The organism is Bartonella bilalgolemi (assembly GCF_023500045.1).
Classification (GTDB): domain Bacteria; phylum Pseudomonadota; class Alphaproteobacteria; order Rhizobiales; family Rhizobiaceae; genus Bartonella; species Bartonella bilalgolemii.
In genome coordinates, this window is the sequence record NZ_JAMCOF010000015.1 from 1 (window position 1) to 14672 (window position 14672).

Consider the following 14672-nt stretch of genomic DNA (forward strand, 5'->3'; position numbering starts at 1 on the left):
AAAGCTGCTCATAAAAATCAAACTCTAAAAAAAACATAAAATGTCCGCTGTAAATACAGAAAATAACAGATAAATATAAAACAATAAAACTTCACACAAAAAAATAATAAAATTGTCAAAAAATTGTAGAATGATTGTAAGTATAAATAAGATATTCTTAAAAATCTTAGCTAGAAAAAATCTTAAGACTTTATTCAGAGGAAGAGAAAATCATACAGTGAAGATCGTGCAAATGTAGATAACAAAATTACTTATTGGTTTTTTTTCATGATCCTACTAAATTATTGGTTTAATAGAATAAAAAATTCTTATCCTATGTTTTCACTGTTTTGAGTTTTAATTTTTAGATGTATTATTAAATTATATTGATTTTATGACCAATAATTTCGTGCTTGGTAGTCTGTAGATACAAATGTAAGAGAAAAAGATTACACTGTTTAGATATATTCAATCTTGATTAGGTTATTTTAAAGCGAAAAAAGGTTTAATTATTATACATCAAATGGTTGGAGTTGTTCTCAATTCACTTGTGAATCCTGTTTCTGTTTATTCAATAACGGTTGTTTTGTTGGTGATGAGCTTCTTTTAGAAAAACTCTCTACCTTTGTAGTCTTGCACTCATATTGCTTAAGCTTGGCAATATGGGAATACTTTCTCTTTTGAAAGTTATGGGATTAAGTTTGCATTTATATCTTGATCTTTGTTCTGGATAACTGTTGAAAATTTTAGTTTTTGTATGAGAGGAATTGGAGAAGTTTTTAAGATAATGATTTTAAAAGCGGGAGGAAAAGATTTTATCAGATACAGCTGTTTGTTGTGCTGAAACGTATATTGATTTTTTAGCTCCCTTGATAGCATATCTGACAAAACAATTGATATCATTAAGTTGGCAATATAGGTGATTTTTGGTGGTGTATAACAGCAATTATATAAAGCCATTGCAGCGTTTGTTATGATAAGGTAGACACAATGATCTATAAACACACATTGCTGCTAGAGAAAAATAATGGCTATGACACAAGAAAGAACCAAAGCCCGTTTACCCCGTGGTTTTATCGACCGCACAGGCGCGCAATTATATACTATTGAAACAATGATTGCTCAAATTCGTGAAGTTTATCAACTTTACGGTTTTGAAGCATTGGAAACACCGATTTTCGAATATACGGATGTTCTTGGTAAATTCTTGCCTGATTCAGATCGACCAAATGCAGGTGTATTTTCTTTGCAAGATGATGATGAGCAATGGATGTCTTTACGCTATGATTTGACCGCTCCGCTAGCTCGTTATTTTTCCGAGAATTTTGAAACTTTACCTAAGCCTTATCGAAGCTATCGTTATGGGTTTGTTTTTCGGAATGAGAAGCCGGGGCCAGGGCGTTTTCGACAATTTATGCAATTTGATGCCGATATTGTTGGAGCGCCAACGGTGTTAGCTGATGCGGAAATCTGCATGATGGCAGCGGATAGTTTAGAAAAATTAGGTATTCAGCAGCAAGATTATGTTATTCGTCTGAATAATCGGAAGATCTTGGATGGCGTTTTGGAACTTGTTGGCCTCGGCGGAAAAGAACAGGAGGGAAAACGCTTAACTGTTCTGAGAGCTATTGATAAGCTCGATAAATTTGGTTCAGAAGGGGTTCGCTTGCTTTTGGGAAAGGGGCGTTTGGATGAAAGTGGTGATTTTACCAAAGGAGCGGGACTAAAGGAAAAGGAAATTGAGTGTGTTCTTGCTTTGATGGCGGTTGGTGCTGAAACGGCTGAAGAAACAATTAATAATCTGAAAAAGATGGTTGGACATAGTGCTCAAGGGCTTGAAGGGATCTGTGAGCTTGAAGAAATGCAAGCGATTTTTTCTGAAAATGGCTATCAGCAATGTATCAAAATTGATCCATCAGTTGTGCGAGGATTAGAATATTATACAGGACCTGTTTTTGAGGCTGCACTGCTTTTTGATGTTTTTAATGATGATGGGCAAAAAGTTGTGTTTGGATCTGTTGGTGGAGGGGGACGTTATGATGGGTTAGTTGCTCGCTTTCGTGGGGAAAATGTTCCAGCAACAGGTTTTTCTATTGGTGTTTCGCGTTTGATATCTGCTTTGCAAAATCTTGGCAAACTTCCTGTGAAGGAAACGATAGGTCCCGTTGTGGTTTTAATGATGGATAAAGAACCAGAAGCTCTTGTGCGTTATCAAAAAATGGTGATGCGTTTGCGCCAAGCAGGTATTCGATCTGAACTGTATTTAGGTGGATCAGGGATTAAAGCACAGATGAAATATGCTGATCGACGTCATGCGCCTTGCGTAGTTATTCAGGGAGGACAAGAACGTCAAACGGGAAAGGTTCAGATCAAAGATTTGGTCGAAGGAGCGCGTTTATCCCATGAAATTAAAGATAATCAGACATGGCGTGAAAGCCGCCCAGCGCAAGTAACTGTTGATGAAGATCAATTAGTTCAAACAGTTCAAAATATTCTCATTGCTCAAAAATCACAGAACTTTTAGGAGCTCAAAAACCTCAGAAATCCCTTCCCTTTTTTATATTAATGAAGGAAGGGAGAAAAAATCAGAGAGAAAAATAACCGCTGCAATTACCCTTGTAGGGCCTTTAAAATATTTTGCGGTGAGGAGACTTCATAAGGATCTGTGGCACAATTGTCTGATGTACCTGCCTCTTCAAACCATTGTTCAATCACTCCATCTTGAATGACAGCAGCATAGCGCCATGACCGCATGCCAAAACCAATGTTATCTTTGGCAACCAACATTCCCATTCTCCGTGTAAATTCACCTGATCCATCGGGAATGAGTTTCACATTTTTAATGCCTTGACTTTTTCCCCATGCATTCATAACAAAAGCATCATTTACGGAAATACAATAAATTTCATCAATACCTACTTTTTTAAAGTCATCATAGAGTTTTTCAAAATCAGGAAGTTGAAAAGTTGAGCAGGTGGGTGTAAAGGCTCCAGGCAGAGAGAAAAGAATAACCCGTTTTCCTTTGAAATAAGTGTCGCTGTTGACATTTTGCCACCGATAAGGATTATCGCCACTGATTGATTCATCACGAACACGTGTGTGGAAGGTAACATTGGGAACTTTTTTTCTAAACATGATTGCACTCCTGTGCTTTATATAAGAAGAATATCTCCGAAAATCTTGAGTTTTGTTTTACATTTAAGGATGTCCTATAGTTTCTTTAATTTGCAGGTATTTTATGTTTACGTCAAGAGGAATTAATGATCAATTTTAAGGAAATGTTCAAATCAAATAATAGTGCTTTGCAGGCGTCATAATGACGGTGAATATTATTTCGACGACAGCTTTTAAAGATCAACAGTTGGGGACATCTGGTTTGCGGAAAAAGGTGTCAACTTTTCAACAACCCCATTATGTTGAAAATTTTATTCAATCTATTTTTAATACTGTGGGACCTCTTGAGGGAAAATTGCTCATTTTGGGAGGAGATGGACGCTATTTGAATCGCAAGATTATTCAGACCGTATTGAAAATGGCTGCTGCTAATGGTGTTGGATGTATTAAAGTCGGTAAAGGAGGGATTTTATCCACGCCTGCTGTTTCGCATCTTATTCGCAAGTATCATGCGCATGGCGGTATTATTCTCTCGGCAAGCCATAATCCTGGGGGAGAACAGGGTGACTGCGGGATAAAATATAATATTTCTCAGGGAGGGCCAGCACCTACTTCTTTGTGTAATGCTATTTTTACTGCATCACAACATTTGTCTTTTTATAAAATTATTGATGCTTCAGAGATCGATTTAGAGAGACAAGGAACGGTATTTATCGGATCTATGCAGGTTGATGTTATCGATCCTGTTGCTGATTATAGTGCGCTGATGCAGGAAATTTTTGATTTTGAGTGTATTGCGCAAGCGGTTTCTGAGGGATTAACTTTCCGATTTGATGCAATGCATGCTGTGACAGGCCCTTATGCGCAAGAAATTTTTGAAAAATGCTTAGGATTTCCTGAAGGAACAGTCGTTCATGGGGTTCCTTTACCAGATTTTGGTGGCAAACATCCAGATCCGAATTTGGTTCACGCTAAGGATTTGTATGATTTATTAATGTCTGAGCAAGGACCGGATTTGGGAGCTGCTTCTGATGGTGATGGGGATCGTAATCTCATTATTGGTCGTCAACAATTTATCAATCCTTCTGATTCTCTTGCGATTATGGTTGATCATGCTTCTTTAATTAAAGGATATCGACAAGGTCTTGTGGGAGTTGCACGCTCTATGCCAACCGGGCGTGCTGTCGATTGCGTTGCAAAGAAAAAAGGATTGAATTTGTTTGAAACCTCAACGGGGTGGAAATTTTTCGGAACACTTCTAGAAGCTGGAAAAATAACTTTTTGTGGGGAAGAAAGCTTTGGTACAGGGTCAGATCATGTGCGTGAAAAAGATGGATTATGGGCTGTTTTATTCTGGCTGAATCTTCTCGCTGTGACGAAAAAAACCGTGGCACAAATTGCTCAACAGCATTGGTATACCTATGGACGCTTTTATTTTTCACGGTATGATTATGAAGAGATAGAAGCCTACAAAGCTTTTGCAATGGTAGAACAATTATCCGAATGCTTACCAAAGACAGGTACAAAAATAGCTGGATTAACGGTCGAGAAAGCTGATGATTTTGTTTATCATGATCCCGTTGATCATAGTGTGAGTATACGGCAAGGAGTCCGTATTTTTTTTGACCATGGAGCACGTTTAGTGGTTCGCCTTTCTGGCACGGGAACAACGGGAGCTCTTGTTCGGCTTTATCTTGAACAGTATGAGGGTGATCCCTGTAAGCACAATCAAGATCCGCAAAAAGTTCTTCACCCTTTAAAGCAAGCCGCTTTTGAGGTGTTAAAAATCAAACATCATTTAGGACGCGAACAGCCGGATATTATTACATAAACACTTTTTCTTTGGCAATAATTCTTTTCTTATTGTGGCTGAATCATTTTTCGAGGGTCAACAAGTCGATCATAATCAGCGGCAGAAACACCTGCTTTTAAAGCTTCTTCACGGAGACTTGTCCCATTTTTATAGGCTGTTTTGGCGATTTCAGCTGCTTTTTCATAGCCAATTTCTGGAGCAAGAGCAGTAACCAACATGAGAGAACGTTCCATCAAAGCGTGAATATGTTCTCTATTTGCTTGTAATCCTTGGATACAATATGTCTCGAAAGAGCGCATACAATCTCCTAAAAGATTGAGTGATTGCAGCACATTATATCCAATGAGCGGCTTATAGACATTCAGTTCAAAATGCCCCTGGCTGGCGGCAAATGTGATACTACTATGGTTGCCAAATACTTGACAAGCGACCATGGTTAGAGCTTCACACTGTGTCGGATTGACTTTTCCTGGCATGATAGAAGAACCTGGTTCGTTTTCCGGAAGGCTCAATTCACCTAGTCCTGAACGTGGGCCCGATCCTAAGAAACGAATGTCGTTGGCAATTTTGAACAAGTCAGCTGCTAAAGCATTGAGGCTGCCATGAAAATGTGTAAGAGCTCCGTGATGAGCAAGCGCTTCAAATTTATTCTGAGCGGTTTTGAAAGTGATTCCTGTGAGGGTGCTTATTGTTTTGGCAAATGCGTCATCAAAGCCTAATGGAGCATTGAGACCTGTTCCGACGGCTGTGCCTCCTTGAGCAAGCATTTGAACATCAGTGAGCGCTGTTTCAATTCGTGTGCGATTGGCTTCTAGAGCGGCGCGATAGCCTGAAAATTCTTGCCCTAATGTGAGAGGCGTTGCATCTTGAGTATGGGTCCGTCCGATTTTGATGATGTCGGAAAATTCTTTTTCTTTTCTCTGTAGGCTTACAATAAGAGCATCAAGAGCTGGTAACAGATGTTGGCGTGTTTGCAGTGTGGTCGCAATATGTAAGGCTGTGGGAAAGGAATCGTTTGAGGATTGGCTCATATTCACATGATCATTCGGGTGAACCGGTTTTTTGCTTCCAAGCGTCCCTCCCAAAAGTACGTTAGCATGGTTGGCAATGACTTCATTGACATTCATATTGCTTTGTGTGCCGGAACCTGTTTGCCAAACAGAAAGAGGAAAATGGGTATCAAATTTTCCTGCAAGGACTTCATCAGCCGCGGTAACAATCGTTTGCCCGATATTTTGCGGAAGTTTCCCTTTTTCCATATTAACGAGGGCTGCAGCTTTTTTAATAAGAGTTAAGGCATAAATCAGGGTTAAAGGTTGTTTTTCTATGCCTATATTAAAATGATGAAGAGAACGTTCAGTTTGTGCTCCCCAATAACGATCATTGCGTACGGTGATTGTTCCAAAGCTGTCGGTTTCTTGACGAGTTTTAAGCATGACGATTCCTATAATTCATTTAAATTTCTTTATACTATAAATTAATCAAAAAAATAAGCGTTAAAATTTTATACAGAAGACTATGAAAAGATGCAGGTTAATTTTAATGAGAACCCTTGACATGGAAATATGCCATGTTTATATTCGCTTTATTGTTAGCACTCGCTACAAGAGAGTGCTAACAGGAACTTAAGATTAATTCAATTATATTAAGTTTTAAGGATATAAAACATGGCTAATATACAATTCCGCCCACTTCACGATCGTGTCGTTGTTCGTCGGGTTGAATCTGAAAATAAAACAGCTGGTGGGATTATCATCCCTGATACAGCAAAGGAAAAACCTCAAGAAGGTGAAATTATTGCGGTTGGAAATGGTGCTCTCGATGATAGTGGAAAGCGCGTTCCTCTAGAAGTGAAAGCAGGAGACCGTGTCTTGTTTGGGAAATGGTCTGGAACTGAAGTTAAGATTAATGGTGAAGACCTATTAATCATGAAAGAGTCTGATATTATGGGAATTTTGGGTTAATCCAATTTCTCAATTATTTTGTTTGATTATTTAAGACAACTCCAAGGAGAAATTAGATGGCTGCTAAAGAAGTCAAATTTGGCCGTGAAGCGCGTGAGCGCTTATTGCGCGGTGTTGATATCCTTGCTAATGCTGTTAAGGTAACGCTCGGCCCTAAAGGACGCAATGTGGTGATTGATAAATCATTTGGTGCGCCTCGTATCACGAAAGATGGTGTATCCGTTGCAAAGGAAATTGAATTAGAAGATAAGTTCGAAAATATGGGCGCACAAATGTTGCGCGAAGTGGCTTCGAAAACCAACGACATTGCAGGTGATGGAACAACAACAGCTACTGTTTTAGGGCAAGCGATTGTACAAGAAGGTGTAAAAGCTGTTGCTGCTGGGATGAATCCAATGGATCTCAAGCGCGGGATTGATGCTGCTGTTGAAGAAGTTGTTGAGAATCTTTTCAAAAAAGCGAAAAAAATCCAAACTTCAGCAGAAATTGCACAAGTTGGAACGATTTCTGCAAATGGTGCCGTTGAAATTGGAAAAATGATTGCCGATGCTATGGAAAAAGTAGGCAATGAAGGCGTCATCACGGTAGAAGAAGCAAAAACAGCTGAAACTGAATTAGAAGTTGTTGAAGGTATGCAATTTGACCGTGGCTATTTGTCTCCTTACTTTGTGACAAATGCCGAAAAAATGGTCGCTGATCTTGATGATCCTTATATCCTTATTCATGAAAAGAAATTGTCTAATTTGCAATCTTTGCTTCCTGTTCTTGAAGCAGTTGTGCAATCGGGTAAACCTCTGCTTATTATCGCAGAAGACGTGGAAGGTGAGGCTTTGGCAACCCTCGTGGTTAATAAACTGCGTGGTGGTTTGAAAATCGCTGCTGTTAAAGCTCCAGGATTTGGTGATCGCCGTAAAGCGATGTTAGAGGATATTGCTATCTTAACATCAGGTCAGGTTATTTCTGAAGATGTTGGTATTAAGCTTGAAAATGTTACCTTAGATATGCTTGGACGTGCAAAGAAAGTTAACATCACTAAAGAAAACACGACCATTATTGATGGTGCTGGACACAAGGCTGAAATTACTGCACGTGTTAACCAGATTAAGGCGCAGATTGAAGAAACAACTTCTGATTATGATCGTGAAAAGCTGCAAGAAAGACTCGCAAAACTTGCTGGTGGTGTTGCCGTTATTCGTGTTGGTGGTGCAACAGAAGTTGAAGTGAAAGAAAAGAAAGACCGTGTTGATGATGCCTTGAATGCAACACGAGCAGCTGTAGAAGAAGGTATTGTTGCTGGTGGTGGAACTGCTCTCTTGCGTGCTGCAAATGCGTTGACTGTCAAAGGAAAGAATCCTGATCAAGAGGCTGGTATCCACATTGTACGTCGTGCTTTGCAAGCGCCAGCACGTCAGATCGCGATGAATGCAGGTGAAGAAGCAGCAATTATTGTTGGCAAGGTATTGGAAAATAATTCAGATACGTTTGGTTACAATACTGCAACGGGACAATTTGGTGACTTAATTGCTTTGGGAATTGTTGATCCAGTAAAAGTTGTTCGCTCTGCTTTACAGAATGCTGCATCAATTGCAAGCCTTCTTATCACAACAGAAGCGATGGTTGCTGAACTTCCAAAGAAAGATACACCGATGCCTCCAATGGGCGGTGGTGGAATGGGCGGAATGGGCGGAATGGATTTCTAATGCCTATAAGCCAAAGATAAAAGAAAAACGGGCCTACTGGCCCGTTTTTCTTATGCTTTTCCTTTGATTTTATTCTCAAATCAGCTAACAAATTTTTGCTCATTTAGGTATATCTTATGTTCAATAGGTCTTTTCCTTGTCTTATTTGTATGTGTGATTTACAATAAATAATTTTTCTTGAACAAAGGCGAGATGTATGACTCAATTGCCTCAGTGTCCTCAGTGTGATGGTCTTTATACTTATGAAGACAATGGTCATTTTATTTGTCCTGAATGTGCGCATGAGTGGCCTCAAAACAATAATGAAGAGCTTCCTATTTCTTTTGAAGTTTATGATGCTAATGGTCAGCTCTTAGCAAATGGTGATAGCGTGATGGTCATTAAAGATCTTAAAGTGAAGGGTTCTTCATCTGTTTTAAAAAGTGGTACAAAGGTTAAGAATATCCGTTTAGTAGAAGGAAATCATAATATTGATTGCAAAATACCTGGAATTGGTCAGATGGCTTTAAAGTCAGAATTTGTAAAAAAAGTTTAATTCCAAAAAATTATCATCCTACAATAATGAATCTACCTCTCAATAATAAAAGGAAAGAAGAGAGAGAAAAAATCATCAAAGCACTCATTTTACTTTGCAAGAAGTATAAAATTCATATTTTTTATTATAGAAAGAAATATTCTTCTTTTTATTCTGTACTATTCTTTATGCATTTCATAAGCGTTTTTGAAAAAATATATTGTTAACGTCAAAAGTTCATGAGCAGAGGCATAAAAGAAGAGAGAGCACAATAATAATAAAAAAAATAATAAAATATTATTGTGTTTTGGATCTTGTTGGTTAAGAATTTACGCTATTAGTGAAGAATGCAATGAATGCCGAATAAGAGAAAAATATCTTCTATCGAGATTTTATGAGTCTATAGTTTGTGCTGCTGCACTTGACCTTACTGTTAGTTATCCCATTTTTTCTCTTTTGCATTCATGGTATAATACACATCTATTCCAAATTCAGTATAAAATATTTAGTCAATAGTTTTTATTGTAAAGAAATATAAGTAGATGATTATGCAAGAATTATACTATTTATAAAATTTGTGATTCAATGTTGCATCAAAATATAAGGAAGAGTTTATGAGCGCATCAGCAATCAATGTTCAATCAGATGTCAGGAATATTGCTTTAAATTTTCCAATTCCTGAAGATGTATTTGCGCTTACTGTTCAAGAAGTTTATCATTATACGGATAATTTATTTAAATTTCGCCTTAATCGTCCGGAAAGTTTTCGTTTTCGTTCAGGCGAATTTGTTATGATTGGTTTGCCAAACGCAGAAAAGCCAATTTATCGTGCTTATTCGATTGCAAGTCCATATTGGGATGAACAGCTTGAGTTTTTTTCGATCAAAGTTCCAGGGGGAGCATTAACAGAACATCTTCAAAAAATTAAAATTGGTGATACAGTTTTAATGCGTAAAAAATCGACTGGAACTTTAGTTCTTGATGCTCTTATCCCTGGGAAGCGTCTTTATCTTTTTTCAACAGGGACAGGTGTTGCTCCTTTTGCAAGTCTTATTCGTGATCCTGAAACATATGAAAAATTTTCCCAAGTAGTACTTATTCAAACAACACGTGAGTGTAATGAACTGATATATGCGAAAGATCTTGTTGCTTCCTTACAACATGATCCATTGGTTGGTGAATATGTAAAACAGTTGAAATTTTATCCCATGACTACCCGTGAACCTTCAGAATATACGGGACGCATTACTGCTGTTATGGAAAGCGGTGCTTTTTTCGAAAGAACTGGATTGCCGAAAATCAATCCCACGGAGGACCGTGTTATGATTTGTGGTTCAATGGCAATGTTGAAGGATTGTGCTAGGTTATGTGAAACCTTTGGTCTTGTTGAAGGAGCCAATAATGCCCCAGCGACTTATGTTTTAGAACGTGCTTTTGTGGGGTAAGAAAGCAATTTATTTTACAGTATGAAAGTTGCTTATTAATTTTAAAATTTTTCTATTCTGATTTATTCGAGGAAGCATTTCAATAAACGATTTCTGTAAACTCTATTCGTTAGATGAATACAGAGAGTGATAAGATACTATTATATATTGCTTTCTATAAGAAAGATTATATTTGAACAAAAGATAATTTAGGATTTGAAGAAAGGTGAGTTCATCAGCAACTTTGGCCAAAAATAAGGTATACATAAAAGGTATGCATAATTTGTAATATCTTACTTATTTGATATGAGTATATGCGGAGGAAAATTATTGCCTTTATGTATAATCATAATATATGGGATTTAAAAAAGCAGCGCTCGCTATTGCTATTATCGTAGAAAAACATTGCAGACAGATCATAAATTCACCTGGTGGATATCTCCGCGGCATGATTGCTAAAGAAAATCGCAGTGAATTATATCTAGAACGTTCCCTCTATGCTTTAATAAAGGAAAATTCTTAAAAAAAACAAAAAATGAAGAATTTCATGCGTTCAAATCACGTTGAACAAAGTCCTGAAAACTTTTAAAATACCTAAACCAAAAAAGGATATTACAGAAAGGAATTTCCTATGCAAAAGAAATTGCCCAAAAGTTATATGACTGATGCTGAACGCGAAGAGTTGCGTGCAGGCGGTTTAAATCAAGATTGTATCTATCTTTCTGAATCAGAAGCAGCTGACCGTGCTAATGATAGCCAAGCAGCATGGGAATGGTTGGCAATGACAGAACCTCCAGCTCACACACTTTTATTTCTTAAAAAACGGCATGGAGCACAATTTATTCGTGATATGGGGTTTTCTACTAAAGATGCTGATGAAGAATATGGTCCAGATTGGTTAGATAAAGGCGTTGTCATAGGAGGTTACCATTTCTAAAAAAGATGAAACTTTAAAACGGCTTTTATTACGACAAAATGGATATGTAAAAAAGCATAATGAGCATTAACTGCGAAGAATTTGCAAGTTGTACGAAAAGATCTTTGCAATTACATTTGCAATGTTGGTAAAAACGCTAATTTATTATTACTTATTGATGCAGAATATAGCATCATAGAAGATGATTTGCTTCGTTATGCTAATAGTCAAGGAATGATAAATAGTTTTAAAACAGCGTTGACTGAGATTGATACTGTTAGGAATCATGTAGCGTTTGTAGAAAATCCTGAGAAATATCAAGTGATAAATGAGGCTTATAGTTTGCCAAACAATCGTAAAGGCGGCTTACCTTATGATGAAGCACGCCAAGCAATGGCATCACATTATGCAAGGTTAGGAAATTGGGATAAAGCGCGTTTAACAGACATTGAAAAATCAATTCGTAAAGTGCGAAGAGAGAATATAAAAGTAATGCAAAAACTCTACGAGAAAATGCAAGCCAAAGCTATTGGTATAGATCTATGATCCAATAAGGTAATCATAACAAAACTTTTTATTAATTTATACATTCATCTTTATATAAAATTAACAAGCTTTTTTCCGTATAGGTTGGTCACTACAGCGCTATGTAGGGGCGCGTTCCCTTCCCTATACGTCACTTCGCTTGTAAGATGAGAGGCTATCCGCCTCTCAAACTCTCTGGACCGCTCACCAAAATCATGAGATCAGATCCGCGTTTAATGAAGGGACTAACAAGCCTTAGTTCTTAAAGTCAAGGAAACCATTTCATGGCGTCTAAGACGTCCTTGACCCAGAACTAAACGGCTTATTATCTCCTTCTTACGCGGCTCCGAAATCATGAATGAAAGGGGAAGCTTCATGTATGTTAAGCATATGTCGATGTTTATTATGTATAAAACTTACATTGTGAAATCTTCGATATCAGTCATCTAAAAGATCTGGCTTTGATGAACTACTCTTTTTTTTAGTGTTTCCAGAAGACGGTTTTATTTGATATTCTTTAACGAAGGCGATTTTTTCCTCTTTGAAAAACAGAATAGGATTGACCCAATATTGATTAGGCAGTTTGGGTTTTAAAATCCCTTTATTTGTGAGTTCTTTTAAGCCACTGTAAAATGTTCTATCAGTCATATCCAGTTTTTGGCCATTAACTCCTCCGTCATACCAGATAAGAGTAATGCTTCCGTCATGATTACTTTGATTGGTATGATATGTTTGCAAAGCTAAAACAAGAGCACGATATCCAGTGCGAGATAGATCAAAAATTGCTTGAATTCCAGCGGCAAATACTTTTATGAAATTTTTTTCATCTTCTTTCTCAATAACATGAATCGTAGGTATATCTATTTCCTCGCCAGTAGTAGGATCTAATAGTTTTCGTTGTGTAAGTTGTGTTTTGATAGTCTGATTATTGGTACAAATTTCAGATTTATTAAGGAAAGGATTTTCATATGGGGAATATCGCTCTTGTCTCAACTTAATTTCTTTCATTTAAATACCTGTAAATATCTTGGTTAGTGAATATTTTTTTCAAAAAATAAAAATAAAACTTGATAATTACTGAAGAATCATTTCTAATGATATTTTCTAGTATCTCAAACATGAGAATTATCTTATCACAAATGACAGTTAGTATATCAGCCAAACAAAGAAAGCAAACGATTAGGTACAATCAAAGTCCTTTCGTTAATGATGTTGTGTTTTCTATTAAGGATCCAGAAGAACAGATTCTTGTCAATGTTTCGCTTGTTTTTGGTCTCAAATCAGCAGGGATAAAGGTTTTTTTGGTTTTGGCTTGGATACTTCAAAATAGATTAATTCGCACGAATGCTGTGATTTTAGATAAGGCTGTTTTAAAAACATTTCTTGAAGCTCAAGAAAGAAAGCTAGCGTTATCACCAACAACCTTTTTTCGCGGTGTAGCGGAATTAGAAAAAGCTGGTCTTATTGCTAAACAAAATCATAGAGCTTGGTATTTTATTAATCCAAACTTTGTTTTTAATAGCAAGCAGGTTGTTTTCACAAACGATACTGGATTGAAGAATGGGAAGACAGGGACCTAATTTTAACTATGTTGAATTTTTTATTCTTTTCAATATAGCTCCACGTTGACTCGTTATGTAAAGATATGAGTCGTTTAAAATAGAGGATAATACAATGGCAAAAAAATAAAAACCCAACTGCTAAAACAGAAGGGTTTCTAAAAATCTCACCTAAGGATAAATTAAATTGGAACCCAAAATATCATAATTTCCAATTTAATTTATCGTGTTGTGTTTTGCAAGAGGAATTTTGCAGAAAAGGTGATATTTTGACATTTTTTTGCCTCTAATGGAGAGGTTTAAAGAATTATGGCTAATAAAACATCTGGTAGAAAATTAACTTCAAAGCACTGGGAATATATAAAAATTGCGGATAATACTGATATTGGCCATATTAGTAGAAGCCAACTTATTTTTCTTGTACAAGATTTACCTATAATTGGCCTTATCAAAGGAACGGAAGTCCATTTATTAACCAAACTTTTAAACACTGTACCCATTACGCATTTTGAAAAAGGTAAAATCCCAATAGTTTTTAAAAGCAACCATCAAATTGGTTTGGAAATTGGCTGTACTTCCGTTCATGTGAGTAGATTACTTTCACGTCTTTTTGATAAAGGTCTTATTGTGATGCGGGATTCAGCTAATTATAAACGCTATAGTTTTAGTTCTGCTAATCATGTACCAATTGCTTGTGGTATTGATCTTAGCATTTTAATTGCGCGTTACTATGAACTTCAGCACTCTATTTCAACGACTAAAGAAGAAAAGAAACATCATAGTATGGCTATTAGAACCTTTTGTGGCGCTTATCGTCGATTACGGCTTCGTATTGAAGAGATAAAATCTACACCTATTGCTTCAATGTTTTTAAATCGTTTGAATAAAATTAAAGCTGCTCTTGGTTCTCCTTTTAGAGCTTCTATTCTTAGATTGGAAAAAGCTATTAGGCTTTTAAATTGGCTCTTAGATCGCTTATGTTTTACAAAAATGTTATGCACAAATAGCAAAAATGTTATGCATATACATAATACAACCCTTAACTTAAATTGTAAGTGTAATAGAAATGAGTGTTCAGATAACTCTGAACACACTCAAATAAATGATGTGACCTCCGGTCACAATAAAATGGCTTATGAAAAAAGAGTGAACGGCAAAAACGAA

Annotated in this window: 14 protein-coding genes; 11 read left to right on the plus strand and 3 right to left on the minus strand. The window is 36.8% G+C overall.

From position 1 onward, the window contains the following. Window positions 1-1006: 1006 nt before the first annotated feature. Complete coding sequence (hisS, locus tag M4Z11_RS06830; RefSeq protein ID WP_249677870.1) at window positions 1007-2503, plus strand: histidine--tRNA ligase; 1497 nt, start codon at window positions 1007-1009, stop codon at window positions 2501-2503. 86 nt (window positions 2504-2589) lie between these two features. On the opposite strand, the gene M4Z11_RS06835 is transcribed toward hisS, so the two are convergent. Beyond that, the gene (locus M4Z11_RS06835) at window positions 2590-3114 is read right to left on the minus strand and encodes a peroxiredoxin (RefSeq protein ID WP_249677872.1); all 525 of its coding nucleotides are present in this window, start codon (window positions 3112-3114) and stop codon (window positions 2590-2592) included. A 181-nt stretch (window positions 3115-3295) separates the two neighbouring features. Between M4Z11_RS06835 and M4Z11_RS06840 the strand changes: the two genes are divergently transcribed. After that, window positions 3296-4924, plus strand: a complete 1629-nt coding sequence (locus M4Z11_RS06840; protein ID WP_249677874.1) for an alpha-D-glucose phosphate-specific phosphoglucomutase — start codon at window positions 3296-3298, stop codon at window positions 4922-4924. A 29-nt stretch (window positions 4925-4953) separates the two neighbouring features. On the opposite strand, the gene fumC is transcribed toward M4Z11_RS06840, so the two are convergent. Beyond that, window positions 4954-6342, minus strand: coding sequence for a class II fumarate hydratase (gene fumC / locus M4Z11_RS06845; RefSeq protein ID WP_249677876.1), 1389 nt, complete (start codon window positions 6340-6342; stop codon window positions 4954-4956). 231 nt (window positions 6343-6573) lie between these two features. Here fumC and groES point away from each other — a divergent pair, with 231 nt between their 5' ends. From groES to M4Z11_RS06880, 7 genes are all read left to right on the plus strand, one after another. Beyond that, window positions 6574-6870: a co-chaperone GroES gene (gene groES / locus M4Z11_RS06850; protein ID WP_249677877.1), complete on the plus strand. Its 297-nt coding sequence runs from the start codon at window positions 6574-6576 to the stop codon at window positions 6868-6870. 56 nt (window positions 6871-6926) lie between these two features. Then, the gene (gene groL / locus M4Z11_RS06855) at window positions 6927-8570 is read left to right on the plus strand and encodes a chaperonin GroEL (RefSeq protein ID WP_249677878.1); all 1644 of its coding nucleotides are present in this window, start codon (window positions 6927-6929) and stop codon (window positions 8568-8570) included. A 196-nt stretch (window positions 8571-8766) separates the two neighbouring features. Then, on the plus strand, window positions 8767-9105 hold the full coding sequence (locus tag M4Z11_RS06860; protein ID WP_249677881.1) for a zinc ribbon domain-containing protein YjdM: 339 nt from the start codon (window positions 8767-8769) through the stop codon (window positions 9103-9105). Between the two features lie 593 nt (window positions 9106-9698). After that, entirely contained in the window at window positions 9699-10529 is an 831-nt protein-coding gene (locus tag M4Z11_RS06865) for a ferredoxin--NADP reductase (protein ID WP_249677883.1), read from the plus strand. 334 nt (window positions 10530-10863) lie between these two features. Continuing rightward, window positions 10864-11031, plus strand: coding sequence for a replication initiation protein RepC (repC, locus tag M4Z11_RS06870; protein ID WP_249677885.1), 168 nt, complete (start codon window positions 10864-10866; stop codon window positions 11029-11031). A 108-nt stretch (window positions 11032-11139) separates the two neighbouring features. Then, window positions 11140-11445, plus strand: coding sequence for a hypothetical protein (locus M4Z11_RS06875; RefSeq protein WP_249677887.1), 306 nt, complete (start codon window positions 11140-11142; stop codon window positions 11443-11445). Window positions 11446-11526: 81 nt separating this feature from the next. Beyond that, entirely contained in the window at window positions 11527-11970 is a 444-nt protein-coding gene (locus M4Z11_RS06880) for a hypothetical protein (RefSeq protein WP_249677889.1), read from the plus strand. A 417-nt stretch (window positions 11971-12387) separates the two neighbouring features. Here M4Z11_RS06880 and M4Z11_RS06885 read toward each other — a convergent pair whose 3' ends face one another. Beyond that, window positions 12388-12957, minus strand: coding sequence for a hypothetical protein (locus M4Z11_RS06885; RefSeq protein WP_249677892.1), 570 nt, complete (start codon window positions 12955-12957; stop codon window positions 12388-12390). Between the two features lie 131 nt (window positions 12958-13088). Between M4Z11_RS06885 and M4Z11_RS06890 the strand changes: the two genes are divergently transcribed. Continuing rightward, window positions 13089-13529, plus strand: a complete 441-nt coding sequence (locus M4Z11_RS06890) for a hypothetical protein (RefSeq protein ID WP_249677895.1) — start codon at window positions 13089-13091, stop codon at window positions 13527-13529. 288 nt (window positions 13530-13817) lie between these two features. Continuing rightward, the coding region (locus tag M4Z11_RS06895; protein WP_283772530.1) for a helix-turn-helix domain-containing protein at window positions 13818-14672 on the plus strand (855 nt) is incomplete at its 3' end.